The following is a 25,973-nucleotide window of genomic DNA, read 5'->3' as shown; positions in this document are numbered from 1 at the left end:
ACCATCGTCAAGTGCCAAGCCGACTTCCTAAAACTTCGGGGTCAGGCAATAGGGGCAGTCCATCCAGTCCACATGCAAGGCCGCGCCACAGTTGCGGCAGGTGCTGAGAGCCTTGGCACGGGCCTTCAGCTCGCTTTCCAGACCCTTGTCGGTGAGGGTCACCCGATCCACCTCCTCCAGCGTGGTGAGGCCCTGCTTCACCAGCATCAAACTGTAGGCCAGCAGGGTTTTCATGCCACTTTCCACCGCCGCTTCTTTGATCACCTCCGTGGGGGCCTCTTTGTTGATCAAGTCCGCAAGGCGGTCGTTCATGCGCATGAACTCGTACACCCCTACCCGACCTTTGTAGCCCACGCCCCCACACTTCTCGCAGATGGGCTTGCCGGTGGCCTTGCGCTGCTCCACTTCTTTGGGGGAGAGCTTGTTGGCTTTGTAGAAGGTGAGCTGCTCGCCGTCGCCACTGAGGGTAAGGCCATAGCGGGCCAGCTCCTCCGGCGTGGGGTGGTAGGGGATCCGACATTCGGTACACACCCGGCGCATCAAGCGCTGGGCCAACACCCCCAGCAACGAGCTGGAGATCATAAATGGCTCGATCCCCATCTCCGTCAGACGGGCAATGGCGCCAGGGGCATCGTTGGTGTGCAGCGTGGTCAACACCAAGTGGCCCGTGAGGGAGGCTTCGATGGCGGTTTTGGCCGTCTCGTGGTCGCGGGTTTCCCCCACCAGGATGACATCCGGGTCTTGCCGCAAGAAGGCCCGCAGGATCATGGCAAAGTCCATGCCCTTTTCTCGGATCACCTGCACCTGAGTGATCCCCGGCAGCGAGTATTCAATGGGATCCTCGGCAGTGCTGATGTTGATGCCCGGGTCGTTCACCTCCGCCAGGGCCGAGTAGAGGGTGGTGGTTTTCCCGGATCCCGTTGGCCCAGTTACCAGGATTAGGCCAAAGGGTCGCTTGACAATCTCCTTGAAGCTTTCCAAGGTCTCTGGGTCGGTGATCAGCTTGTCCAGCCCCAGTTGGGTGGCGGAGTTGTCCAGGATCCGCAGCACGATCTTTTCCCCATAGCGGGAGGGCAGGGTGCTGACCCGAAAGTCCACCTTGCGCCCCTTGAAGACCCGCCGGATCCGCCCATCCTGGGGCATGCGCCGCTCGGCAATGTTCAGGTCGGAGATGATTTTAAAGCGGGCAGTGAGGGCGGGGACGATCTTCTTGGGAAAGTTTTCAAAAGCCTGCCGCAACACCCCATCTTTGCGGAAGCGGATGCGCAGGTATTCTTCTTGTGGCTCGATGTGGATGTCGGACGCCCCATCCTGCAGGGCCTTGACCAGGATCTGGTTGGACAGTTTAATAATCGGGGCATCATCTGCCGATTTGACCTGCTGCTCCAGGGATCCCTCGCCGACCTCATCGGCAGCCACATCCTCAATAGCATCCAGATCGATTTCGGCAGTGTTGACCACCACCTCTTCTTCCTGTTGGGCAGCAGCCGCCTGTTGGGCAGCAGCCGCGTCGTTTATCCCCTTGATGGCCAGCAGCTCCGCCTGCGCATCCATGTAGCGGTTGATCAGGGTCTCGAAATCCCGCTGGGTGAAGACCCGCCGCTGCAGCTTCAGCCCCTGGATGCGGAAGCGCCGTTGAATGTCGTCCAGTGCCTGCAGGTTGTCTGGCTTGACCATCGCCACCGTCACCTGATTGTCTCGACGGCGAATGGGCAAGAACTTGTAGCGGTTGCAGATGTCGAGGGGCAAGATCGAGTCGATCAGCCCAATCATCTCGGAGATCTCCACCGGCTCCAGGTCGACATCCAGGGAGGGGATCCCGTAGATGATTTTCAGTTCAAAGAGCTGCTGCCGCTTGTAAGCCCGCTCCAGGTCAGGGGTGATCTCTTTGCCCACGATATCCTTGACCACCAGAGCCAGGGCCTTGCTGTTGCCCTCTCGATCCGCTTTGAGGGCGTTTTGGATGTCCTGGATCTGCTTATCGTCGGCAAAGCCCAGCTCCTTTAACTTGCGGCCAAAGGGGGTAATGCTGACGTTGGCGATGGCCAGAGCTTTGCTGGCAGCGCCGGCGCGGCGCGAGGTAAAGGGAGGGGAAGGAAGATCGCTCATGCTGGCGGGTCACCCACAATGCCTCTATTTCACTGCACTTGGCTGCTAAGGGTCAACGGTAAAGATACATAAGTCTGGACTTCCCAGAGGCCGCCAACCCTGGGCTTACTATGCCCCAACTCGGCTCAAATCTCGCATTCACATCCATCTCGTCCCCTAAGCCTCGCAGACCAACGCTTGCGACCGCTGGGTTAGGTAAAGGTTTTCGCCGTAATCGACAGGGCAGTCGATGAGGGTGGGCACCGGCTGCTGGAGGGCGTGCTTTAGGATGGGGATCAGCTCGGCAGCCTTTTCGACACGGTAGCCCTTGAGGCCCATGCTCTCCGCCAGCTTGACGAAGTCTGGATTGCCGAACTTGACGAAAGCAGCCTCGTTGTATTGATTGTGTTGCTTCCACTCGATCAGCCCATAGCCGCCATCGTTGAAGATGAGAGTGACAAAGGGAGTGCCCACCCTGAGGGCAGTTTCCAGCTCTTGGCAGTTCATCATGAACCCCCCATCTCCGGTCACGGCCACGATGCGCCGGTCGGGATGCACCAATTTGGCGGCCAAGGCCCCCGGAATGGCGATGCCCATGGCGGCAAAGCCGTTGGAGATGAGACAGGTGTTGGGTTTGTCACAGTGGTAGAGGCGGGCCATCCACATCTTGTGGGCGCCGACATCGGAGATGACGATGTCTTCCGGTTGCAGGACTTGGCGCAGGTCGTAGATCAGCTTTTGGGGCTTGATCGGGTAGCTCTGATCTTGGGCATAGCAGGTGTACTCGCGGACGATGTTCTGCCGCAGGCTGAGGCCATAGGGATCCGGCTTGCCCGTACGATCGCAGCGGCGCAGAATCTCCATCAGGGAGTCGGAAATGTCTCCCACCACCTCCACTTGCGGGATGTAGCTGCTGTCGATTTCAGCCGGCAGGGCGGCGATGTGAACGATGGGGATGGTGCCGTCGGGGTTCCATTTCTTGGGGGAGTATTCGATGAGGTCGTAGCCGACGGCGATCAGCAGATCGGTGCGGTCGAAACCACAACTGACCAGATCCCGCTGCTGTAGGCCAACGGCCCACAAGGACAAGGGGTGGGTGTAGGGGATCACTCCTTTGCCCATGAAGGTGTTGACCACGGGGATGTTCAAGCGGGTGGCAAATTCCGTGAGGGCGCTGCTGGCTTGGGCGCGAATGGCTCCATTGCCGGCCAAAATCAAGGGGTTGCGGGCGCGGGAGATCAGGGAGGCCGCTTCGTTCAGGCTTTGATAGGAAGCGTAGGTTTTGTCCAGGCGATCTCTCCTCAAGGGAGTGCCGCTGGCTTCCATGGCGGCGATGTTTTCCGGCAAGTCGATGTGGACGGCCCCGGGCTTCTCGGTTTGGGCCAATTTGAAAGCCTTGCGCACGATCTCCGGGGTGATGCTGGGGCGCACGATCTGGGCATTCCACTTGGTGACGGGGGCAAACATGGCCACCAAATCCAGGTATTGATGGGATTCGATGTGCATGCGGTCGGTGCCCACTTGGCCGGTGATGGCCACTAGGGGTGCTCCATCCAGGTTGGCATCGGCAACTCCGGTCATCAGGTTGGTGGCGCCCGGCCCCAAGGTGGAGAGACACACCCCCGCTCTGCCCGTCAGCCGGCCATAGACATCGGCCATGAAGGCGGCCCCCTGTTCGTGGCGGGTGGTGATAAAGCGAATTGAGGAGCGGCGCAGGGCTTGCAGGACTTCCAGGTTTTCTTCGCCAGGAACGCCGAAGATATACTGCACCCCCTCATTTTCCAGGCAGCGAACCAGCAGTTCGGCGGTATTCATGGTGGCAAGGGTATGGAGAACGGTGGATCTGGATCCCACCATAGACGGCGGACGGGGCAAGGGATAACTTGTTTTCTGGCCTTGGGGACGGGGGCAGGCTGGGCTGGGAACCAAGCTAAGCTCAAAGGGGCGGCCCAGGCCCAATTGCCCCTCCAAGCTTCCTCTTCTGGAGATGCCCATGCGGCTCTACGTCGAACCTTTCACCGTTCACAAGCGCTACGCCTTGACCATCAGCCGAGGTACCCACAGCGATACAACCTTGGCTTGGGTGCGAATTGAGGAGGAGGGAGTTGAAGGGTGGGGAGAGGCTTGCCCTTTTTCGGTGAGCGACGACTACCACCAGTCTCTGGACGACATCCTGATGGGCTTGGACGTGGCCAAAGGGATCCTGCGCCGCCATTCCCCCTGGGAGCGCCAGCCAATCGAGGCAGAACTGCTGCGGGCCGGGATCCCTTCGGCAGCGCGGGCAGCGGTGGATATGGCCCTGCACGATTGGATGGGCAAACGGCTGGGGAGGCCCCTGTGGCAGTTGTGGGGGCTGGATCGCTCCCGCATTCCGCCCACGACGATGACGATCGGCATCTCCACCCCGCAGGCGGCCCGCCAGCGCGCCTTGGCCTGGATGGAACAGACCCAAGCGCGGGCTTTTAAGATCAAGCTGGGCAGCGACTCGGGGCTGATGGCGGATCAGAACATGCTGATTGCTGTACAAGAGGTGATCCCGCTGGGATCCCTGATTACGGTAGATGCCAACGGCGCTTGGACGGTGGAGCAAACCCTGAGCATGAGCAACTGGCTGGCGGGGCAAGGGGTGAGCTACCTGGAGCAGCCTTTGGAGAGGGGGCAGGAAGCGAAGCTGATCACCCTCTGGCACGAGTCGAAGCTGCCCATTTTTGTGGATGAGAGCTGTATGGACAGCCGCGATATCCCCCCTCTGGTGGATCGCGTCCACGGGATCAACATTAAGCTGATGAAGTGCGGAGGCCTCAGCGAAGCTTGGCGCATGATCCACACCGCCAAAGCCCACGGCCTGCAGGTGATGTTGGGCTGCTACAGCAACACAGCTCTGGGGAATACAGCGGCAGCCCACTTGGCTCCCCTGGTGGATTACCTGGACTTGGATAGCCACCTCAACCTCACCGACGATCCCTTCGCCGGGGCCATCCTGCAGGAGGGCTGCCTGCTCCCCACCGACCGACCGGGCTTGGGGGTAGAGCTGCGGGAGGAATAATGGGAAGGCCGGAATCCCTGTCCAGCGAAAGTCGCGTGGCCATCCTGCTCCACGGGGGGTTGCTGGGGGAGCATGGGAAAACGGGGCTGGGGCTGCTGCGCTACGGCTCCTTCCCGGTGGTGGCGGTGATCGACCGGGAGCAGGCGGGGGGATCCCTGGCCCATCTGACCGGAATTGCCAAAGACATTCCCATCGTGGCCTCGGTGGAGGAGGCGCTGGCCCACCGGCCTGAAGTTCTGGTGATTGGGATTGCCCCTTCAGGGGGGCAGTTGCCGCCAGCCTGGCGGGAGGAGTTGGGCCTGGCCCTGCGAGCTGGCCTATCTCTGGTGAATGGGCTGCACACGCCCTTGGCCGAGGATCCCCAGTTTCGGCAGTGGTTGCAGCCGGGGGCCTGGATCTGGGATATTCGCCGCGAGCCCCCCAACCTGTCGGTGGGGAAAGCCCTGGCCCGCACCTTGCCCTGTAAACGGGTGTTGACGGTGGGCACCGACATGAGCGTGGGCAAAATGTCCACCAGCTTGGAGCTGCACCGGGCCAGCCTGAGACGGGGCCTGCGCTCCCGCTTTTTGGCCACCGGGCAAACTGGGATCCTGATCGGCGGCGAGGGGATCCCTTTGGATGCGGTGCGAGTGGACTATGCCAGTGGGGCGGTGGAGCAACTGATCTTACGCTATGGCTCTGACCACGACATTCTGCACCTGGAAGGCCAGGGATCCCTGCTCAACCCCGCCTCTACGGCCACCTTGCCTCTGTTGCGTGGATCCCAGCCCACCCACCTTATCCTGGTACACCGCGCCGGCCAGACCCACATCAAGGGGATAGACTACGTGCCCATCCCGCCCTTACCCAAGGTGATCGAGCTGTATGAACAGGTGGCGGCAGCTGCCGGGGCCTTTGCCCCCGCGCCCGTGGTGGGGATTGCCCTCAATACCTTCGGCTGGGAGGAAGAAGCGGCCCTGGAGCAGATCCGCCGGGTGGAAGCCGAGACCGGACGGCCCTGTACGGATGTGGTGCGTTTTGGGGCAGATCCCTTGTTGGAGGCAATTCTGGCGGCAGGATAACTCAGTTTGCAGACAGCGGATCCACTCCCATTGTCCATCTGGGAAAAACTCATCATCTTCAACAGGTGAGCGATTCAGATGGTTCCCGGTGCCGTTGTCTTCTCTGAGATGCGATCTCCTCAGCCAGGTATTCTCGATCCAAGTCGCTCCCATTGGCCGGAGGCCAAGAGCTGGGCTTGCTCCTGTGTCCAGAGGTAGAAATGGTTTCGTAGAGGGTGTTCATCCCGGTGAGGTCTGCGCAAATCTCCCAGCAAGCCGATGGGCATGCCTGTGCAGCCAAGATGGGATCCTAAACTTAGACCTATCTATGCTCTTCACCCAGAACTTCACCAGAACTTCAGATGACAACTCCCCCCGAAAAGCCTGATCCCAAAATGAAATCGGGATCCCTGCGATCCGGGCTGAACATTGCCCTGTTCCTATTCTTGGTGGTGCTGGTTTCCTACTTGGGTCTTAACTTCGTGCTGGCCTTGGTGGACAAGCTCAGGTGACCACTCCGTAAACCGATCCCCCGGCGTCACCCCGTTGCTGCTGGCCCAGATTTGCCGATAGCCCTTTGTCGCCGACGGCAGGAAAGATACACTGGATTTACAGGACTTAACACCTTCTCTCAGTTGCCCCCTTGCCACCATGAGCCCCCTCTTTTGGTTGAGGCTGCCCTCTTTCTCCTGGCCTTCGCCGGGATCCCTTAAGCTTTATTCCAGATCCTACTCTGGATCTCAACCAGGGCCGACCCTAGCCCGCCGGGATCCTTCCTGGAAGCGTTGGCTGCGCTATCTTTATCTGCGCCTGTTGCGGCTGCAATCGTCGCCAAAAGAAATTGCCCGTGGCTTGGCGGTAGGGGTTTTTGCCGGCTGTTTCCCCATCTTCGGCTTTCAAACGTTGGCCGCTCTGGTGTTGGCTGTTCCGTTTCGGGGCAACAAGCTGGCGGCGGTGGCAGGGACCTGGGTGAGTAACCCCTTCACCTATGTGCCCATCTATGCGTTTAACTACCAGGTGGGGAAATGGCTGCTGGGATCCCGAACTGTCCTTCCCACCACAGAGCTGGTGGCGGCCACCTGGCAAAACTGGATGCAGTGGGGCTTGGAGATGTCGGGCACGCTGTTTGTCGGCTGTGCGTTTGTCGGTTTTTGGGGATCCCTTGTCAGCTATTTTCTGGGGCTGTGGTTGGTGCAGCGGATTCGTCGGCGGCAGAAAATGGCCGGCAGGGGTCTGTGAATGGGCGCAAGGCGATTCAGAATCCCAACTGAGAACCCAATCCTGGACAGTCTGCAGGTGCAGAGATCCATCCGTTTTCACAGAGCTTTTCACAGATAAGGTCTCATGATGGAAGACATGCGAGCGTTGTTGACAGACCTCAGCCGTCGCTCCCAGCGATGGGGGGAGCAGTTGGGATCCGCTTTGCAGACGGGTATGAACCAGCTCACGCAAGCCCCTCAGCCCATTGTGTTGCTCTCTTCACGGGAACTGGAGAAAATGCGGCGGGCTTGTCGCCTGGCAGCAGATCTGCTCAAGCACTTGGAGCCGATGGTGCGGCCAGGGGTCACCACCCAAGAGCTTAACGACGAGGCCGAGCGGTGGACGCGGGCGCATGGGGCCAAAAGTGCCCCTTTAGGCTACCATGGCTTTCCCAAATCCATCTGCACCAGTGTCAACCACGTGGTCTGCCACGGCATTCCCAGCCCCAAGCAGATCCTGCGAGAAGGCGACATCATCAACATCGATGTCACCCCGGTTTTGGATGGCTACCACGGCGATACCTCCAAAACCTTCTTTGTCGGACAGCCTTCTGAGCGGGCGCGGCGCTTGGTGGAGGTGACCGAAGAATGTCTGCGGCGGGGCATTGCTGCCGTCAAGCCGGGGGGGAGAGTCGGCGACATTGGCGCTGCCATCCAAGAATATGCCGAGGCCCAGGGCTACAGCGTGGTGCGCGATTTTGTCGGGCATGGGGTGGGACGGCAATTCCACACTGCTCCCCAGATCCCCCACTACGGCGAACGGGGAAAAGGGGAGAAACTCCGCCCCGGCATGGTGTTCACCATCGAGCCGATGATCAACGAGGGCACCTGGGAGGTGAAGGTGCTCTCCGACGGGTGGACGGCGGTCACTTTGGATGGCAAGCTCTCGGCCCAATTTGAACATACGGTCGCCGTTACCGAAACCGGTGTAGAGATCTTGACCCTGCCTTCCCAAAGCCCCTGAGCCATCATGAACAGCGCCCCCGCTCTCCGCCTGCGCCTCTCCTCCGAGAACCTGCTGCTGCTGCTGGCGGCGGCAGTGGGGTTGGGCACGGGGCTATCGGTGGTTGGATTTCGCTACTTGATTGGCTGGTGGCGCTATCTGCTGCAGGACACCCTCGTGGATGGCCTCGGCAGGGCCGCAGAACACTATGGCCTGTGGCTGCTGGGATCCTGGCCGCTGGCTTTGGCGCCGGTGTTGGGGGGCCTGCTGATCGGCGCTTTGGGGGCAGTTGTGCCCTTTCCCAACTTGAGCCTCTCCAGCTTGGTGAGTCCTGCTCGTCCTTTGGCACTTCAGCCCTGGTGGATCCCGCTCAAGCTCCTGGCGGCTGCCATCTCGTTGGGCGCGGGAGCTTCCCTTGGCCCTGAGGCCCCCAGTGTGGAAAGTGGCGCTTTGCTGGGATCCCTGCTGGGGCAAAACCTACGCCTCTCGCGGGAGCGGGTGCAACTGTTGATGGCTGCCGGAGCAGCGGCTGGCCTGGCGGCAGGGTTTAACGCGCCCATTGCCGGGGTGTTTTTGGCGCTGGAGCTGGCTTTGGCCCGCACCTTCACCACTTCTGCTGTCAGTGTGGTGGTGTTGGCGGCGGTGGTCTCCGCCTTGATCGCCCAGGTGGGGTTGGGGGCACAACCCGCTTTTCTTTTGCCCACCATCACCCAGCCGGCTTTTGTCTTGCCGGACTACGAGATCCACAGCTTGCTGGAGGTACCTCTGTATCTCGGCTTGGGCTTTTTGGCCAGCCTGGTTTCTATGGCCTTCAGCTACACCCTGGAGTGGGGCAAGCACCTGTTCAACAGTGGCCCCCTGGCGGCCTGGCCAGCTTGGAGCAAGCCCATTTTGGGGGGCGGGATCCTGGGCTGCGCGGGCTTGGGGATCCCATTGGCGTTGGGGGTGGGCTATGAAACCATTGAGTCGATTCTGCAGGCCGTTCCCTTTTCTCTTGGCCATCTGGGCCTGCTCCTATTGGGCAAGCTGTTGCTGAGCGCTTTGAGCCTGGGCAGCGGCTTTGTGGGGGGAACCTTTGCCCCGGCTTTGTTCATGGGGGCAGTGCTGGGGGCAGGCTACGGTCAGGTGCTATCTCAAGCTTTGCCCTTGATTGCCTTGTCTCCCCCTGCTGCCTACGCCATGGTGGGCATGGCGGCGGTGTTGGCGGCCAGCGTGCGGGCTCCGCTAACGGCCATCTTGCTGCTGTTTGAGATGACGCGGGACTATCACATCGCGCTGCCGGTGATGGCGGCAGTGGGTTTGAGCATCTGGCTGACGGAGCAGTTGCATTCGCCGGCCATCTACCCTTCCGCCCGTCGCTATCGCCACGCAACGCTTGACGGAGTCCTTGGGCAGGAGCCTAGAGAGCTGACGGTGCAAGAGGTGATGGTGCCCCCATCTCTTTTGCTTCGGCAAGACACACCGCTGCGAGAAGCTCTGGAGAGTTTGCTGCAGCAAAAGTGCCATAGCGCGTTGGTGGTGGACGGACAGGAGCGGCTGCGGGGCATTCTCACCCTGGAAGATCTGGAGCGGGCCTTGGCCCATAAGGAGGCGGCGGAGTTGGCGGAGCTAACCGTACAGGAGGTCAGCCAATCTCCGGTTCTCACCACCTTCCCCGATGAGGCGGTAGCGGTGGCAGCTGAGCCGATGTACGAATACGATTTGCGCCAATTGCCAGTGGTCTCGCGGGAAGACCCGGAGCAGATCGTCGGCCTGTTGGATCGAGAGCGGGTGCTGCTCTCCCAAGAGATTCAATCGGTGCGGCAAGCCCTGGAGTTGGAAGTTCCCCCAGCAGAGAGAGACGCCGGCAGGAACGGACAAGAGGGGATCCCAGATGCTTCTACTGCGCCCGCAGAATAGAGCCCTGCTGTCGGGATCAACGCTGCCGCCCAGAGGGGCAGGTGGGACGCAGCGGGCAGCGGCCACATTCGGGCATACGGGCCTTGCAAATGCGCTTGCCCAGCCGGACAAAGTTGACGTGCAGGGAATAGGCTTTGCCTCTGGGGATCTGAGGGGAAAGCTGAGCAAAAGTGTCGTCGGGATGTTTGGCCCGCACCAAGCCCAGACGGTTGGCCACTCGATGCACATGGGTATCCACCGGGCAGAGATCCCGACCCAGCCCGAACAACAACACACAGGTGGCGGTCTTCAGCCCTACCCCTTTTAACGAGAGCAGAAAGTCGAGGGCGCCGGCGTCGTCCAGGTCGCGCAGAAAGTCGAGGCTCAGGGATCCCTGTCGTTCTTGAATGGCGGCCAGGATCTCCTGAATTCGGGCTGCCTTGAGGTGGGCTAAGCCGCCGGAGCGGATCACCTGGGCCAGATCTGCCGGGTCGGCAGCCAAGACCGCTTCCCAAGAGGGAAAGGCGGCTTTGAGGGCGCGGAAGGCACGGCTGCTGTTGGTGTCAGTGGTGTTCTGGGAAAGGATCGTGCCCACCAACTCGTCCAGGAGATCCGGGCGGGGGGAAAGGCCATCGGGAGCCCGCTGGGGGATCCCGAAGCACTGCTCTAGCCGCATCAACAGCGATTCCATCCTGTCGGCGGGCGGGAGTTCTGCCAGCAGGGTTGGGGACTCCGCCGCTTTGGCGGGCACAGGCGGGCGTTGGGAAAGGCTGTCCAATCTTGGCTGTACCACGGCTTAACGGGCAGAACTCTGGCGGATCTCCTGCAACAGGCGGGCAAGAACCTTGCTGGCATTGGGAGGAGCTGCGGCCTGCAAGCGAGCGGCCATTTGGGCAACCACCTGCGGCTGGGCCAACCAGGTCAACACCGTTTGCCGCAGCAAGTCCAAGTTCTCTTCGGATTCTCGCATGACCACCCCCCCACCGCGCCCCACAAAGGCCAGAGCATTCTGATACTGATGATCCTCAGCAGCAAAGGGATAGGGGATCAAAATGGCCGGGGTGGCGGTGGTCAGCAACTCCGCCAGGCTCATGGCTCCGGCGCGGCTAATGGCAAAGTTGGCCCGCTGCAACAAGGCAGCTACATCTCGACGGAAAGGAAAGGGCCGGTAGCGGGGATGGCTGGGGATCCTGGCTTCCGGATCTTGAGCTTCGCTGTCGCCGGTCAAATGCACGATCCAGGCCCCCGCCTCCAACCAAGCTGGGGCACAGGCGGCCACCATGCGGTTGAGGCCCCGCGCCCCTTGGCTGCCCCCCATGACCACAATGAGGGGATCCCCGTCGGGAATGGGGAGGTCGGCAGGGAAAGGCTGGGGCGTGTAGAACTCGGCCCGCACTGGCGTGCCCACCACTTGGGCGGCCACCCCTGGCAAATGCTCTGCCGTCTCCGCCATGCCCAGCGCCACCACCTGACAAAATCTCCCCAGCCAACGGGTCACTTTGCCCGGGATCCGATTGGACTCGTGCAGCAACACCGGCACCCCCAGCGAACGGGCGGCCAAAATGGCCGGAGCGGCAATGTACCCACCGGTGGTCAGGACAATATCAAACCGTCCCGACATAAGGAGTCGGCGCACTTGTAGGGTCGCACGGGCCAGTTGGGCCAAGGCCTGCAGCCTGTGGAGAGGGGATCCCTGCCAGCCCGACATGACGACCCGGTGCAAGGGATACCGCTCCCGCACCAGCTTCCCTTCCATCCGATCCGGCACCCCCAGCCATTCGATCTGCCAGTCGGGCAACTGCTCGGCAATAGCCAAAGCCGGAAAAATGTGGCCACCAGTGCCACTGGCAGCAACCAGCAGCCGCGGGCGTGAAGCTGGATCCTTGGCGCGTGTGTCCACCCGTGTGCCGGTTAGGGATCCCTGAGACCTTCAGGAGTTGTTGGAGCTGACATAGCGCAAGAGGGTGCCCCGTTGCCCCAGAATAAACCCTTGCTCGGGGCCGAAAAACTCAATGCTGTAGAAGTTGGCGGGGATGTTGCTGAGTTTCTTGGCCTGCTCCCAGGTTTTGCCACCATCAGGGCTGTGGATCAGGGTAGCGCCACCCCCCACCACCCACAGGTCGTGGTCGTTCTGGTAGGCGGCATTGAGGTAGCCAAAGCTGAGGGCCCGCCCTGGACGCAGCGGTGACGACCACTGGCCGGAGGTGAAGTCATCGGTAAAGGCGATCTCCGCCCCTTGGTTCAATTTCCAAGCGCTGCCGTGGGGGCCAAAGCCCATGTTTTGAATGCGGCGGGAGCTTTCCCGCGGGTAGGGCTTCCAGGTGCGACTTTCAGGAGTGTACAGAAAGTAGAAGCTGCCCCGCGACGACACCGCCAGATATTCGCCTTCAGGGCCGCGGGCAATGTTTTTGATGGCCCCAATCGGCTCATCCACTTGGGCATGCCAGGTCTGACCGCCATCTTCGGTGCGGTAGATGGCCCCCACATTGGTCACCATTTCGGCGGCGCCAGGGCCCAGAGCCTGGATCAAGAGCGGCTCCCCTGGCAGTTGGTTGTTGAGGCGGATGGAAGTCCAGTCGGATCCCTCGTTCAGGGTGTGGAGGAGGATCTTCGGCTGCCCGGCCACCCAGCCTTCTGCCCCAGCAAAGCTAATGGAGGCCAGGTAGGCTTCCGGCTCCAGACCCGGCAGCTCCCGCACCTGCCAGTGCAGACCCCCATCGCGGGATTCCAGCAGCGTCGCCTTGTCTCCCACCAACCAGCCATGGGAAGGGGTGGTGCCGGTGAAGGCAATGTCCAGCAGAATGTTCTGGGTGGGCACTTCCACCTGCTGCCAGGGGACCACCCGCATGTTGGGCATCCGCGCCGCCATTAGCAGCACCGAGACAGCAATCAGCAGCACCAGCCTCAGGGGTTTGAACATCTTGACCCTCACTCGACGAAATAGAAACTCATCAAAAATAAAAATCCCAGCGCCAGTCCCAAGAAGATCAGCAGGTTCTTTTGGGCAGGGGTCATCACGTTCACCCCCAGGCCGTAGCGCAAGTTCTCTTGAAAACCGGAAGGCTTGCCCTTGGCGCCCACTGCTTGGAACGAGCGCTTACCGGCTCGGCACACCGGACATTTCCAATCGGCTGGCAATTCCTCAAACGGCACGCCCGCCGGGATCCGATTGAGCTGATCCCCCTTGGCCGGTTCGTAAACATAGCCACAAGAACGACATTCGTAGCGCTGCATCCGCAGGGGATCGCTGAGCTGCGCATCGGTTTCATCTTCCGGCAACTCAATGAGCTTCGGTGTCTGGGGAGAACGGGGTTGAGCACCGGGATCCGGTTGCGAGCCATTCATGGTCAGGGATCCATCTGCATCGTCGATCCTATTATGAGAGGAATTGTTACAAAAATCTACTCAGACCCTTTCTTGTTGCTCAGGGGGATCCCGCGCCAGCTCAGAGTGATGGGCAGATTCCGCTGCTCTTGGAGAGGCTGATCTGGTGGACATAGGGATCCACCTGGGGGATCCTATGTTATGTTTTGGCTATCCTGCCCTCAGTGTTGTGCAAGCGGGTGCCTTTCATGACCACGCCCCCTCGCCGACCAGCCCTCAATCACGTGCTCATCGTCAAGGATCGTCACGGGCCAAAAGCCTACTGGTTGACGGCTGAGCTTTATTCGTTGGGCCGGGATCCACGCAACAGCATTCGCATCGACTCCCAGTACGCCTCTCGCTACCACGCCATTTTGGTCAAAACAGAATCCCCCTCTTCTCCCGATGGGTTCACTTACCAAATCATCGACGGAGACATTCAGGGCACCCCCAGCACCAACGGCCTTTACGTGGGCGGGCAACGGGTGGAATTTCGGGATCTGGAGGACGGGGACGAAATTCAGTTTGGCAACGATGCCACCGCTACCTACTCGCTGCAGAACAAAGATCTGGATGAAATTCTGGCTACCTTTGAAAACACCCAGATCGTTGGGCTGTAGGAAGCTGCCTTCCCTGTTGGGTCTTGGCCTGTCCCGTCTGCATGCTGGTTGAAGGGTTAACCGGCGCTTGGAGAGGGGATCCCGTCGCCGTATTTTCGGGATCGCTTGCTGGTAAACTGTGTCATACGAAAAAACAAAGCTGGGATCCCTGCTGTTTTATTGGGCTTTCTGCTTGCGGGATCCCTTCCTTCTGTTGTCTCTAAGGGAGGATCCATCTTGCGCCCCATCCTCATCGCCGGCAACTGGAAAATGCACAAGACTCAGGCTGAGGCTCGCGAGTTTCTGCGAGAGTTGGGCCTGGCTTTACGGTCATCGCCGTCAGGGTCAGCATCCCAGCGGCAGATCATCCTATGTGTGCCCTTTACAGACCTGGCGGTGGTGGCAGAGCAAAGCCGCGGATCCGACATAGCCGTGGGAGCACAAAACCTACATTGGGAGGATCAGGGGGCCTTTACCGGGGAAATTTCCGGCCCCATGCTGGCGGAATTGGGGGTGCGCTACGTCATCGTCGGCCACAGCGAACGGCGGCAGTACTTCGGCGAGACGGACGAAACCGTTAATTGGCGTTTGGCAGCTGCCCAGCGGCACGGGCTCACCCCCATCCTTTGTGTGGGAGAAAGCCAGCAGCAGCGGGAGCAAGGCTTGACCGAGTCTTGGATTGTGGGGCAATTGGATCGCGCCTTGCCGGGGATCGATCTGGAGAACTTGGTGATTGCCTATGAGCCCATTTGGGCCATCGGCACCGGCCAGACTTGTGCAGCTCAAGAGGCCAACCGGGTCATCGGCTTGATCCGGCAACACCTGGGCAATGCCCAACTGCCCATTTTGTATGGCGGCTCGGTGAAGGCCGGCAACATCGATGAGCTGATGGCCCAGCCTGAGATCGACGGCGTGTTGGTGGGAGGGGCCAGCCTAGACCCCCAAGAGTTTGCCCGCATCGTCAACTTTCAGGCCCTAGCTCCCGCCTAGGCCGCTAGCGGGATTGTCCCCACAGCAGGGCTACCGGGAAGGATTTTAAGACAACGCCCACCGGCAAGGTTTCGCCGGCAGGGATCCTTTCCTGGGTTAGCCCGTTCACCCAGTCCAGCCGCTTCCAACGCGGCAGATGAATTTCGGTATCTGCCCAAACGGATTCTCCCAGAGGATCTTGGGTTTCGTCGATCAACTTTGTTAAAAAACGCGGCACTACCGTGAGCAATACCTGCTTACTGTGCTGACGGGCAAAAGCCACAACATGGTCAGCATGGGATCCGCTGATTTGCAGAGGAATGTAGCTGCCCTCGAGAAACAATTGGGGCTGTTCCTGGCGGGCCTTGAGCACGTGGTAAATCAGAAACAGCTTAATGCGTCCGTCGCTGCGGTGCAGGAGCAAATCCGCGATGAGTTGGAGAGGATCCTGTTTAACCCGCCGCTGAATTTCTTCCAAATAGGCGAGGCGACGGGAAAAATCCACAGGCCGACGATTGTCGGGATCCACCATGCTCAAATCCCACAGTTCCGTGCCTTGGTAAATATCCGGGATCCCAGGGCTGGTCAGTTTGATCAGCGTCTGTGAGAGAGAATTAAAAATGCCAAAGTGAGCAACTTTCCGTTGGAAAGGCAAAAAGGACTCCAAAAAGGGGTTAGGGCCTTGAAGGATCCGTTCGATAAAGGCGGTAGTGGCTTCTTCGTACTCGGTATCGGGGCGAAGCCAAGCGGTGTGAACTTTAGCTTCCCGCACTGCTTTGATGGCATAATCTTTGACCCGCTGTACAAACTGGGGTACCTCTTCCGGTTGGAAGGGATAGGAGCCGAGCAATGTCTGGTAGAGCAAATACTCGTCATTGCGATCCGGCAGTTCTGAGCGCTTGGCTTGTTTGCTGCGGACTTTGTAGCCGAGGTTCAGTTCATGCCAAAGGTTGATGTGCTTTTCCCACTCGGCGGGGATTTCAGAAAGCACATTCAGCCGGGCCCGCACATCTTCGCCACGCTTGGTGTCGTGGGTGGCAGAAGCATTCATGGACAGAGGCCACCGAGCTGCCCGCTCTTGATTAAAGCGGTGAAACTCTTGCACCGAAAGGCCAAAGCGACAGGGATCCCCGCCGACTTCATTGAGAGATAAAAGGCGGTTGTACACATAAAAAGCAGTATCTTCTACCCCTTTGGCCATGAGAGGGCCAGCCAACTGCTGCAAGCGCATGGCAAAATGGATCTGCTCATTTTTCTCCTGGTCTGATAAATTGTCCAGAGACTCCAGGCAGAGAAAGCGCTGAATAAAATTCAGCTCATTCACCAAAACGGGCAGGTTCTCCTTGGCCTTCTCCACAGCTTGACGAACCACCTGTTGACCTTCTGGACTGAGGATCCCTTCGTGGATATAGACGCGGTAGACCGGAAAGCACACCAAAACTTCTACCAAAGCTCGACGTAAACTGTAGAGGGTAAAGTCATTGGCATAGCGATGGTGGCTGGTGATCTGTTTGAGCAAAAAAGCAAGGTTATCCATATCTCCTGACAGGTTGCGCTCGATGATCAGGCGTTTTTTATCTTCGATAACCTGCTCTGGGGAATGCCGTAGATTTGTGAAATTTTGATAGAGAGAGTCAAAAGCCTCTGCATTTTCTTCTTGACAAAAGATGCCGTTGAGCTTAGCTAAAAAATCATAGCCCGTTGTGCCCTGAACCGGCCAGCTTTGGGGCAGACTTTCATTAGCCTCTAGTATTTTTTCTACTACGATGTAGAGATTTGGGCAGCGTTCCCGCAGGCGATGGAGATACTCTTCGGGATTGAACAACCCATCGATATGATCGATGCGCAAACCATTAAATCGTCCCTGTTCTGCAAGCTTAAAGATAAGCTGATGGGTTTTGCGAAACACCTCGCGATCTTCTACCCGCAGCGAGATCAGCTCGTTAATGGTAAAGAAACGACGATAATTGATCTCCTCAGCACCCACCTTCCAGAAGGAAAGGCGGAAATGTTGCCGCGCCAGAAGACTATCCAGCAGGTCAAAGCTCGACGGATCCCCTGGCTTGCCGTTAAAAATGGCAATGTTCTCGTCAAAAAAGCTCTGGATAGGTTGGCTAGACGTGTAGAGTTCCCACAACGAATGCTTGGCAAAGCTAATTTGATCGGTGCGCTCTAGGAGATCTTCCTTGCTGGGAATGAATTTCAGGCTGAAGAGGATCCCGAGTAACTTGACGTAGTCGGGATGGCTGCGTCCCAATTTTCGCCGCAGCTTGCTCAGGTTGTAGGTAAAAACATCCGCATAGGTGTCAATATTGAGGGGGAACCTCAAGTTGTAGTAGTTAATACTTAGGCCATCGGCATCATAACGAAGCTGGATTTGACCCGACTCCAAACATTTGTCGTAGAAATCTCCCAAGAAAGGGGCTAAGATTCTGCCTTTGATCCCCAGGTAAGAGTGATTCCAATTCACATCAAAGTAGTCAACAAAATCTGAGTTGGGGCCACTCTCCAGAACATCCATGAGCATCTGGTTCTGGCCATCGTAGGCCATGTGATTGGGCACAATGTCCTGGATCCAGCCTATTCCCTGCTGATTGAGGGCTTCCCACAAGAGCTCAAACTTTTCGCTTCCCCCCAGTTCCTGGTTAATCTGCCTGGGATCCACCACGTCGTAGCCGTGGGTGCTGCCTTTGCGGGCTTGGAAGATGGGAGAGGCATACAAGTCACTGATGCCCAGCAGCTTCAGGTAGGGAACAATCTGTCGTGCTGCGTCGAAGTCAAACCCAGCATGAAACTGAATGCGATAGGTGGAAGTCGGGATCCGCATGATGACCTTAGAACAATGACAAAGAAGCCGAGCTTGCCAACGGCATAGGGTCAAGAGAACAGATGTATCTAGGGTAGCGGCTAAGATCAAGGAGTCCTGCAGGGGAGAGGCGAGGTTAGTGAACTTGTCAAGGCCACAGAGGAGCGCTTCACCCCCGGTAAGGGGGCCGGCAAGGATGGCGAGGTGGGCAGGGATCCTGCTCGTGGGTGGGCTGATGGGGAGTTGGCGGAGTGAGGCAACCTGGGCAGAAAGCGAGTTTCGCGTGGGGAGTGAGCTGGTTTTGACCCTGCGCACCCCCGATGCCCCCGCTCGCCTCCGTCTGCTGAAGCAACGGTTGGAAGAGATTTTGCTACAGGCCAGCAGCCCTCAGGTGCAGGTCAGTCTGGATATCCCCAGTCCCAATCCCTCGACGACCGGCAGCGGGGATCCCCCAGCTCAAGCCGCTCGGATTCTTTTGAACCAGCAACTGCTGTTGGAGGTAACTCCAGCCGATGCAGAGGCTCATGCTGCTCCCCAACCGGCAGATCTGGCAAGGATCTGGGCGGATCGCCTGCAAACGGTGTTCAACCAGGAATCCAGTCGGCAGCAACTGTTTTTGGGATTGGGGCTGCCCCCGCACTTGACCTGGCAAGGGCGACTCTATCGCCGCGCTGAGCGTGCTGCCGCCGATACTGGGCGCTTTGTTACCGATGGCACTCGCATTCAAGATCATGTGGTCTATTGGGAGATCCCCTCTGGAGAAAACCCGTTTGATTTTACTGACAAGCCGACCCTGCCGGATCCGCCGCCGGAGCGGCTATTTTTGTTGAATCGCCACCGCCAGTTTGTGCCCTACGAGTTGTAACCGAAGTCCTTTCTCCGTCTGTTGTCTATTGTCTATGTCGTCCATTCAACGAGAACCTCGCATTCTGTTGGGCCTGCGGGCCGACCAATTTCGTCATCCCGTGGATCTGCAAGCCACCCGCTCTCTGCAGCAAGTGCCGGGGCTGGGCCTGCTGATTCAAAATTGGCTTGGCTCAACGGCAGGACAGATATTTTATCTGGACAACATTGCTTCTAGTATCCAAATTAACGAGCATCAGTTGCCGGAAATTCATCAGCTTTTGGTGCAGGCCTGTCGCATCTTGGATCTGGAGGTGCCCCAGCTCTACGTGCGGCAGAACCCCACGCCCAATGCTTACACCTTTGCCATGCAGGGGAAAAAGCCCTTCATTGTCTTGCACAGCTCTCTGCTGGATCTGTTGGAGCCGCCGGAAATTCAGGCCGTGATCGCTCATGAGTTGGGCCACTTGAAGTGCAATCACGGGGTCTACTTGACGATGGCCAACATTCTCATGCTCTCCACCAGCTTGCTCCCCTTCGGGGGGTTGTTTTATCAGGCGTTGCAGGATCAACTGATGCACTGGCTGCGGTGTGCCGAGTTTACCTGTGACCGGGCGGCGCTGTTGGTAGCCCAAGATGCCAAGACGGTGATCTCGGTGTTGATGAAATTGTGTGGGGGATCCCCGCAATTGGCCCCCAAGCTGAACGTGGACGCCTTTTTGGAGCAGGCCCGCACTTATGATGAGCTGGACGGGGATCTGTGGCAGATGGAGCTGAAGCAGATGCAAACGGTGGGGCGCACCCATCCGCTGCCGGTGCTGCGGGCCAGAGAAATCGAGCGTTGGTTCCGCAGCAACACCTATCAGCAGATCCTGGAGCTCCAGGGATTGGGCTCCGCACCGCGGACGTCAACGGCTGCTTCGTAAACTACCCGACTCCGACCGCTAAAGCAGTACAGAGCGGGCTTTTGGTAGCCCTGCAGTTGGCAAGCCAACCACGAGCCTCTGGGGTGGTTTACAGCACCCCCAATCGACCGTTACCAGTGCCTTAAACAACCGTTTCTGGTGTCCGCAGTACAATTATAACCATGGAGGCGGACTTTCCTCTCGACACTGATCCTACCGGTACAGCACGGGGCTCCTGCGATTTCTAGCTGAGTGCTCAAGATGGATCCCTCTCATGTGCCCCTGGGTTTGCCGCTCATCTTGGGGGAGGTGCTTTTCGACTGCTTCCCCACCGAGGTTGTGCTGGGCGGAGCAGCTTTGAATGTGGCTTGGAACCTCAAGGGGCTGGGATCCGATCCCCTCTTGCTCAGCCGTGTTGGCCAAGACGAGGCCGCCAGAGAGCTGCTGGGGGCCTTGCGACGGCAGGGGCTGCGCCTGGAGGGTCTGCAGCAGGATTCTGTTCACCCCACCGGCAAGGTTCAAGTAACCCTGGATGAGCAAGGGATCCCCACCTTCGCCATCTTGCCCGACCAAGCCTACGACTACATCCAGTTGGATATCGGGGCTCTGCAAGCTCTCCAGCCCAGCCTGCTCTACCGGGGCAGCTTGGCAGCCCGCCGGGAGGCAGCCCATCGCCACTTTCAAGAGGGGATCCCCGCTTTGGGCTGTCCCGTGTTTCTGGATCTCAACCTGCGGGATCCCTGGTGGCATCCAGACGCCATCCAGGAGATGCTGCGCACCTGCACTTGGCTGAAGCTGAACCAGGCAGAGCTGGAGCAAGTGGCCCAACTGGAAGGGATCCCTCCTGGAGACCTGCTGGAGCAAGGGCAGATCCTACAGGCCCACCTGAACCTGAAAGGTCTATTTCTGACCTTGGGAGCGGCAGGCGCGCTGCTGATCACCCCTACTCAGATCCATCGGGCCGACCCAGTGCCCGCGCCTCAGCTGGTGGATACGGTGGGGGCGGGAGATGCATTTAGCGCCGTGGCCATCCTGGGGCTGTTGCGGGGATGGCCGGAGGCGATTCTGGTGCAACGGGCCGTGCAATTTGCGGCGGCCATCTGCGGGATCCCGGGGGGAGCGCCTGCGGATCCGGAGTTTTACCGGCCCTTCCGGCAGGCATGGGAGATCCAGGAGATCCAGAGGCCAAGGGTTCAATGAAACTGGCGCAGGTGAAACTGGGCGTAGCGACCCCCTTTGCCCAGCAATTCTCGGTGATTTCCCTGCTCCAGCAATTGCCCCTGCTCCAAGACGAAAATGCGGTGGGCAGTGCGTACCGTCGAGAGGCGGTGGGCAATCACAAAAACGGTACAGCGTTGCATCAGCCGTTGCAGTGCTTCCTGCACCAACGCTTCCGACTCGTTGTCCAAAGCCGAGGTAGCCTCGTCCAGGATCAAGATCTTGGGGTTGAGGAGCACGGCGCGGGCAATGGCCAGCCGTTGCCGTTGTCCACCGGAGAGGGTGACCCCCCGTTCTCCCACGCGGGTGGCGTAGCCATCGGGCAAGCTCTCGATAAAGGTGTCGATGTTGGCCACCTGGGCCGCCTGGCGCACCGCTTCCAGGTCAAAATGCTCTTGTCCGTAGGCGATGTTGCTGGCAATGGTTCCCGAAAACAGGGTGATCTCCTGCGGCACAATGCCGATCTGCCGGCGCAGGCTCTTGAGGGTGACGGTGCGGATGTCGATGCCGTCGATGCGGATGCAGCCCTGCTGGGGATCGTAAAAGCGGGGAATCAGGCTCACCAAGGTGGATTTGCCGGCGCCGGAGGATCCCACCAGGGCCACAATCTCGCCGGGAGACACCTGAAAGCTGATCTGTTTGAGCACCGGCTGATCCGGTTTGTAGGCAAAGGAAACTTGGTCGAACTCCACCCAACCCTGAATGGCAGGCATGGGGCGGGCCCCGGGCAGCTCCCGGATTTGGGAGCGGGTGTTCAGCAGCTCGAAAATCCGCTCCACCGAAGCCTCACCCTGTTTCAGCTCGCTGTAGTTGTTGGTGATGTGAACAATAGGGTCGATCAACATCGCAACACCGGCGATAAAGCCGAGAAACTGGCTGCCGGTCAGGTTGCCCTGGCTAATTTGCCAGCCGCCCACCCAAAACACCCCCAACACGCTCATGGCGTACAGAAAACCCACCACCGGGTCTTGGATGGCTCTCATCTGTTCGGTCTGAAACCGGGCCAGGCGGTTGCTTTCGGCAATGGCACTGAAGCGGCGAATTTCGTAGTCCTCAGCCGCAAAGGCGCGAGTGAGGCTGATCCCGGCAAACACCTCTGTCAAGAGGGCGGCCAAATCCGACATCTTCTCTTGGTTGAGGCGGGAGCGAAACAAAAGGCGATCCCCAAACCAACTGATCAAGGCTCCCATCAGGGGGGCGATCAGCAAGGTGGTCAAGGTGAGAATGCCGTTGAGATAGAACAGGTAGGCCACCACCGCCAAGATGGTGAGCACGCTGGGGATGAAGCGATGGAAAAATCGTTGCACCACCTCTCCCACCCGATCCAGATCCCCCGTGAGGCGATAGACCAGATCGCCGGTGCGGCTGCCGGAAAAATAGTCCACATCCAGTGCCTGCAGGTGGGCATAAATCTGTTGGCGCAATTCCAAAACCATTTGCAAGGAGGCCCTCGCCATCAGGGTGTCTTGGCCATACTGAAAAGCGCCGCGCACCAAGAAAAACACCACCCCAATCAAGGCCAGCATCCGCAATTGCCCCAGATCCCCGGCACCAATGGAGCGGGCCACCCACTCGATCAAGTAGGCGAGGGCGGGCATGGTTAGCACAAAGCCAAGGGTGCAGGTCAGCCCCAGCAACAACATCCACAGGTGGGGCCGAATGAAGGGAATGAGACGGCGATAGCTACGACCCGGATGCACAAATCACAAACCAGAAGGGCCTCTGACCCAACCAGCTTACAGGATAGTGTTGCGGACTGCTGCCGGGATCCCTGAAACTGGCCGATAGAGTCGAAAGCCGCTGCGACCCTTTTCTTTGACCTGGTAGAGGGCCAAGTCGGCATGGTGCAAAAGGGTGGACACTTCTACGCCGTCTTGGGGGTAGAGGGCGACGCCGATGCTGCAGGTCACGGAAAGGGAATGGCCCTCGCAGGAGAAGGGAGTTTGAAAGGCATCGACAATCCGCTGAGCCAGACGCGCTGCCACTGTGGGGCTGCCAATTCGGGGCAGCAGCAGGGTGAACTCATCCCCTCCCCAGCGGGCGACGATATCTCCAGGGCGAACGCACTTGGTTAGCCGTTCGGCTACCCCCTGCAACAGGGCATCGCCGACACCGTGGCCGAAGGTATCGTTGATGTCTTTGAAGTGATCCAAATCCACAAAGAAGAGGGCCAGTGATTCACTGTAGTATTGCTGCAGGGCCTGCTGCAGCCGCTCTCGAAAGCCTTCGCGGTTCACCAAACCTGTCAGGGCATCATGATGAGCGCGAAACTCCATGTAGGCTAAGCTCTGCTTTTGGGCGGTGATGTCTTCGCAGATGCCTTCATAGCCGAGGAGATTTCCGGCTTTATCTTTAACCAAACGGGCTTTTTCTCGGACCCAGATGATCGAGCCATCCCGCCGCCGCAGCCGGTACTCAAAACCGCGTACGGATCCCTGTTCCTGCAATAGCCGCACAAATTCCTCCCACTGGCTGGGATCCACATAGAGCTGCCGCTTGCCCGCCTCTTTCGCTTCGCGCATCAATTCTTCGGGGGAGCTGTAGCCGCAGATCTGGGCCAGCATCGGGTTGGCGGAGAGATACCGACCTGCCGCATCGGTGAAAAAAATGCCCTCTACCGCATTCTCGAAAAAATTGCGATAGCGCTCCTCAGCCTGGCGCAGCTCCTCTTCCACTTGCCGGCGCTCCGAGATCTCGAGGGCCAGAGACACCAAATCCGCCAGGGATCCGGCGAAGTTTTGCTCTTCTAAGGTCCAGTGGCGAGGGGAGCCAATGTGCTCGTGGCAGAGAACACCCACCATCCGTCCTTCCAGTCGAATGGGGACATCCAGCATCGAGACCACTCCCATTGCTGTCAGGTAGGAATTGCCGAACTCGGCGGTGCGGGGATCCGCCACCACTTGGTCGGCAGCAATGGTGCGCTCTTGCTCCAGGGCTTGAAAATAACGGGGATAGTCTTTGGCCCAGATCTCCGCCCCTTGAGTATGGGATCCCTCGGGGTTGTCTGGGGTGATCTCGAATTGATTGATGCAGCGAATGCTGGAGCGCTCCGACGTGTAGAGCCAGACCCCCACCCGTGCCACCCCCAGGGTATGGGCGGCTGTAGTACAAATCTGTTGCAGAGCAGCTTGTAAGTCTCCTTGGCTGAGGGCTTTGTGCCGGGTGAGCTCCATCAGAGCCCGGTTGTGCTCCAACAGTTGCTTTTGGCTGCGCTGTAGCTGCCACTCCACTTGCTTGCGTGCTGTGATGTCCTGACAGGAGCCGACAATTCGGCTGATTGGCTTGTTCTCCTCAACTACTGGAGAAAGGGTAACGATTAGAACATGGGTCGACTCTGGGTCGGGAGCGGCAGAGGCCGTTAGGCTCAGCTCAAAGCTCACTTGCCGGCCATGGCTGAGGCAGTGTTCGGTGTGCAGTTGAATCTGCGCAGCCAGAGAAGGCGGTAGACAACTCTGGAGCTCTTCTCCCTCGATAGGTCGAGAGGAGAGAAAAAACATCCTGCAAAAAGCCGGGTTACCCACCAAAAACCGACAGCGCGGTTGAGGTGAGCCTCTTTCTGGCTCCGGGGGCAGACACTCAAGGACAAACAACCCATCGCTGACGCTCTCGAACATGGTGCGCAGCACAGCCCGTCCCCGAGCCTGTACCGGGCGCCCACGGTACATGACCTGGGGATTCCACAGATCGGCCCGCGTCAGCGCATCATAAACGCTGCCAGTCTGGTCTGGCCCAGCAGTCCCCCTTTCAACCATAGGCTAGGAACACCCAGTAGACGCTCGGGCAACGGGGAGGGCAAGCCGAAAAAAACAGCTATGAATTCACGCTGTCTCTGCCATTCTACAGTCATCCTATGGAATTGTTGGGGGAGTTTGTGTGTCTCTCGATACAAAAGATTCCCGGGCTGGAACGGGCTTTTGGGTGCTCCGGAGGGGATATTCTTTGAAGCAACTCTTGCAGGTTAATCAAGAACTCTGTCCTGCCGGCGTGAGGAGACCTGCGCTGCCGTTTTCAAGGTTAAACCGCTTCTGGCTCCCGAACTTGTTCTACCCGTACATCGACACGCTTGGGAAGGAACCAGGCTCCTATTAGTTAGAACTGCTCTCATTAGAAAGAACCTCAGCTAGCCCTGGAAAAGGGATCCCTGCCAGACCCAGGATGGCTAATTCCGCGGGCGTGGGATCCCCAATTTACCTAAGACAAGAGAGGAAGACTGATGGATACAACTCCACCGCTCAACTGAGTAGCAGCGTAACTCTATTGATATAGACTTGCAATATTATACCGACCTGGCAGGGACTTTCTTTGATAAAGACTTGCATCAAGCTAGGGAGGTCTGGTAGAGTGCTTACCCAAATGGCAATTGCTAAAGATTTGCAGTTAAGTTCCCTCGGGAGAGCGGGTCGCGGAGTGGCAAGCATGGCATGGCAACAGGTTCAGGCGGGGGTGTGGTGTAGGCAGTTGGGGCAATTGGCGCCTCAGTGGTGGTTGGGCTGGAGTCTGGAGCAGGGCTTTCGGCTCTACCGCAAAGAAGTTTCCTCTGCTCTGCCTTCTCTCTCTGCTTTGAGGATTCGCTACCAAGAGCGAGATGGCTGGCTGGACGTGTTTCTGGGAGAAGCGGAGCAATGTAACCGACGACGGCGCAGCCTTTTGGATCCGGCAGCGCGGGTAGCCTTGCACTACATGCCGGAAGATTTAGCTCAGATTCAGTCCCTAAAGTGTCCTCACGAGCGCATTCCCCTCGAGCTTTGGCAGCGGCTAACCCAGCAGCCGGGTTGAGGACTGTTGAAGGTTAGAGGGCTATTTATTGTTTTTATTGTTTCAGATGGATCCAGTCCGCTGCGGCAACCGATCCTGCCTCTTCTCGCCTTTCCAGTTCTTCTGGAGAGCGGTAGCCTGTTTTTTTCTTCCTCTAGGCAGGCTTAAGCTGGAAAACGAAGAGTAGCGGCTGCAGCCATGACTGTTTCTAAGCACCAACCCAAGCAGCGCTCCCAGCAGCAGGTCGAGGGGCTGACTTCT

The 25,973-nt window shown here is 58.8% G+C and carries 21 protein-coding genes; 12 read left to right on the top strand and 9 right to left on the bottom strand.

The window, feature by feature from the left end:
* Positions 1-27 precede the first annotated feature (27 nt).
* Together ACVWY9_RS09555 and ACVWY9_RS09550 are read right to left on the bottom strand one after the other, a co-directional pair.
* On the bottom strand, positions 28-2,109 hold the full coding sequence (locus tag ACVWY9_RS09555) for a GspE/PulE family protein (RefSeq protein ID WP_457388189.1): 2,082 nt from the start codon (positions 2,107-2,109) through the stop codon (positions 28-30).
* 156 nt (positions 2,110-2,265) lie between these two features.
* A complete protein-coding gene (locus tag ACVWY9_RS09550; RefSeq protein WP_457388198.1) occupies positions 2,266-3,903 on the bottom strand; it encodes an acetolactate synthase large subunit in 1,638 nt (545 codons plus the stop codon).
* A 178-nt stretch (positions 3,904-4,081) separates the two neighbouring features.
* On the opposite strand from ACVWY9_RS09550, the gene ACVWY9_RS09545 reads away from it, so the two are divergent.
* The 6 genes from ACVWY9_RS09545 (at position 4,082) to ACVWY9_RS09520 (ending at position 10,275) form a co-directional block, all read left to right on the top strand.
* On the top strand, positions 4,082-5,134 hold the full coding sequence (locus tag ACVWY9_RS09545; RefSeq protein WP_457388188.1) for a dipeptide epimerase: 1,053 nt from the start codon (positions 4,082-4,084) through the stop codon (positions 5,132-5,134).
* A complete protein-coding gene (locus tag ACVWY9_RS09540) occupies positions 5,134-6,195 on the top strand; it encodes a DUF1611 domain-containing protein (protein ID WP_414383856.1) in 1,062 nt (353 codons plus the stop codon). Before ACVWY9_RS09545 ends, ACVWY9_RS09540 begins: the two co-directional genes overlap by 1 nt.
* A 341-nt stretch (positions 6,196-6,536) precedes the next feature.
* Positions 6,537-6,686 carry a hypothetical protein gene (locus ACVWY9_RS09535; protein WP_457388187.1) on the top strand — a complete coding sequence of 50 codons (150 nt, stop codon included), beginning with the start codon at positions 6,537-6,539 and terminating at the stop codon, positions 6,684-6,686.
* Between the two features lie 139 nt (positions 6,687-6,825).
* Complete coding sequence (locus ACVWY9_RS09530) at positions 6,826-7,413, top strand: DUF2062 domain-containing protein (RefSeq protein ID WP_457388186.1); 588 nt, start codon at positions 6,826-6,828, stop codon at positions 7,411-7,413.
* A 195-nt stretch (positions 7,414-7,608) separates the two neighbouring features.
* Entirely contained in the window at positions 7,609-8,397 is a 789-nt protein-coding gene (gene map / locus ACVWY9_RS09525; RefSeq protein WP_414342345.1) for a type I methionyl aminopeptidase, read from the top strand.
* 6 nt (positions 8,398-8,403) lie between these two features.
* Positions 8,404-10,275: a chloride channel protein gene (locus ACVWY9_RS09520; protein ID WP_457388185.1), complete on the top strand. Its 1,872-nt coding sequence runs from the start codon at positions 8,404-8,406 to the stop codon at positions 10,273-10,275.
* Between the two features lie 16 nt (positions 10,276-10,291).
* Here the strand turns inward: ACVWY9_RS09520 and ACVWY9_RS09515 are convergent, their stop codons facing one another.
* Genes ACVWY9_RS09515 through ACVWY9_RS09500 form a run of 4 tightly spaced genes read right to left on the bottom strand, consistent with a single transcriptional unit; the run spans position 10,292 to position 13,488 of the window.
* Positions 10,292-11,005: an endonuclease III domain-containing protein gene (locus ACVWY9_RS09515; RefSeq protein ID WP_457388184.1), complete on the bottom strand. Its 714-nt coding sequence runs from the start codon at positions 11,003-11,005 to the stop codon at positions 10,292-10,294.
* A 45-nt stretch (positions 11,006-11,050) separates the two neighbouring features.
* On the bottom strand, positions 11,051-12,154 hold the full coding sequence (gene murG / locus ACVWY9_RS09510) for an undecaprenyldiphospho-muramoylpentapeptide beta-N-acetylglucosaminyltransferase (protein ID WP_457388183.1): 1,104 nt from the start codon (positions 12,152-12,154) through the stop codon (positions 11,051-11,053).
* Positions 12,155-12,184: 30 nt separating this feature from the next.
* Positions 12,185-13,174: a photosynthesis system II assembly factor Ycf48 gene (locus tag ACVWY9_RS09505; protein ID WP_049749647.1), complete on the bottom strand. Its 990-nt coding sequence runs from the start codon at positions 13,172-13,174 to the stop codon at positions 12,185-12,187.
* 8 nt (positions 13,175-13,182) lie between these two features.
* Entirely contained in the window at positions 13,183-13,488 is a 306-nt protein-coding gene (locus ACVWY9_RS09500) for a rubredoxin (RefSeq protein WP_049749648.1), read from the bottom strand.
* 338 nt (positions 13,489-13,826) lie between these two features.
* Between ACVWY9_RS09500 and ACVWY9_RS09495 the strand changes: the two genes are divergently transcribed.
* Together ACVWY9_RS09495 and tpiA are read left to right on the top strand one after the other, a co-directional pair.
* A complete protein-coding gene (locus ACVWY9_RS09495; RefSeq protein WP_414374851.1) occupies positions 13,827-14,237 on the top strand; it encodes an FHA domain-containing protein in 411 nt (136 codons plus the stop codon).
* 216 nt (positions 14,238-14,453) lie between these two features.
* Positions 14,454-15,206 carry a triose-phosphate isomerase gene (gene tpiA / locus ACVWY9_RS09490; protein ID WP_414413769.1) on the top strand — a complete coding sequence of 251 codons (753 nt, stop codon included), beginning with the start codon at positions 14,454-14,456 and terminating at the stop codon, positions 15,204-15,206.
* Positions 15,207-15,210: 4 nt separating this feature from the next.
* On the opposite strand, the gene treY is transcribed toward tpiA, so the two are convergent.
* A complete protein-coding gene (gene treY, locus ACVWY9_RS09485) occupies positions 15,211-18,012 on the bottom strand; it encodes a malto-oligosyltrehalose synthase (protein WP_457388182.1) in 2,802 nt (933 codons plus the stop codon).
* 175 nt (positions 18,013-18,187) lie between these two features.
* On the opposite strand from treY, the gene ACVWY9_RS09480 reads away from it, so the two are divergent.
* From ACVWY9_RS09480 to ACVWY9_RS09470, 3 genes are all read left to right on the top strand, one after another.
* Positions 18,188-18,856: a hypothetical protein gene (locus ACVWY9_RS09480; RefSeq protein ID WP_414332314.1), complete on the top strand. Its 669-nt coding sequence runs from the start codon at positions 18,188-18,190 to the stop codon at positions 18,854-18,856.
* Between the two features lie 34 nt (positions 18,857-18,890).
* Positions 18,891-19,760, top strand: coding sequence for a M48 family metallopeptidase (locus ACVWY9_RS09475; protein WP_414374847.1), 870 nt, complete (start codon positions 18,891-18,893; stop codon positions 19,758-19,760).
* 240 nt (positions 19,761-20,000) lie between these two features.
* On the top strand, positions 20,001-20,939 hold the full coding sequence (locus ACVWY9_RS09470) for a carbohydrate kinase family protein (RefSeq protein ID WP_457388181.1): 939 nt from the start codon (positions 20,001-20,003) through the stop codon (positions 20,937-20,939).
* Here the strand turns inward: ACVWY9_RS09470 and ACVWY9_RS09465 are convergent.
* Positions 20,933-22,657 carry an ABC transporter ATP-binding protein gene (locus ACVWY9_RS09465; protein ID WP_457388180.1) on the bottom strand — a complete coding sequence of 575 codons (1,725 nt, stop codon included), beginning with the start codon at positions 22,655-22,657 and terminating at the stop codon, positions 20,933-20,935. The two genes, ACVWY9_RS09470 and ACVWY9_RS09465, sit on opposite strands and share 7 nt — an antisense overlap.
* Before the next feature lie 36 nt (positions 22,658-22,693).
* On the bottom strand, positions 22,694-24,709 hold the full coding sequence (locus tag ACVWY9_RS09460; protein ID WP_457388179.1) for a diguanylate cyclase domain-containing protein: 2,016 nt from the start codon (positions 24,707-24,709) through the stop codon (positions 22,694-22,696).
* A gap of 664 nt (positions 24,710-25,373) precedes the next feature.
* On the opposite strand from ACVWY9_RS09460, the gene ACVWY9_RS09455 reads away from it, so the two are divergent.
* Positions 25,374-25,733 carry a hypothetical protein gene (locus tag ACVWY9_RS09455; protein ID WP_457388178.1) on the top strand — a complete coding sequence of 120 codons (360 nt, stop codon included), beginning with the start codon at positions 25,374-25,376 and terminating at the stop codon, positions 25,731-25,733.
* Positions 25,734-25,973: the final 240 nt, after the last annotated feature.

Source organism: Thermostichus sp. OS-CIW-31 (assembly GCF_054060305.1).
The sequence above is the reverse complement of the archived record's forward strand: the minus strand, read 5'-3'. Positions and strand labels throughout refer to the sequence as shown.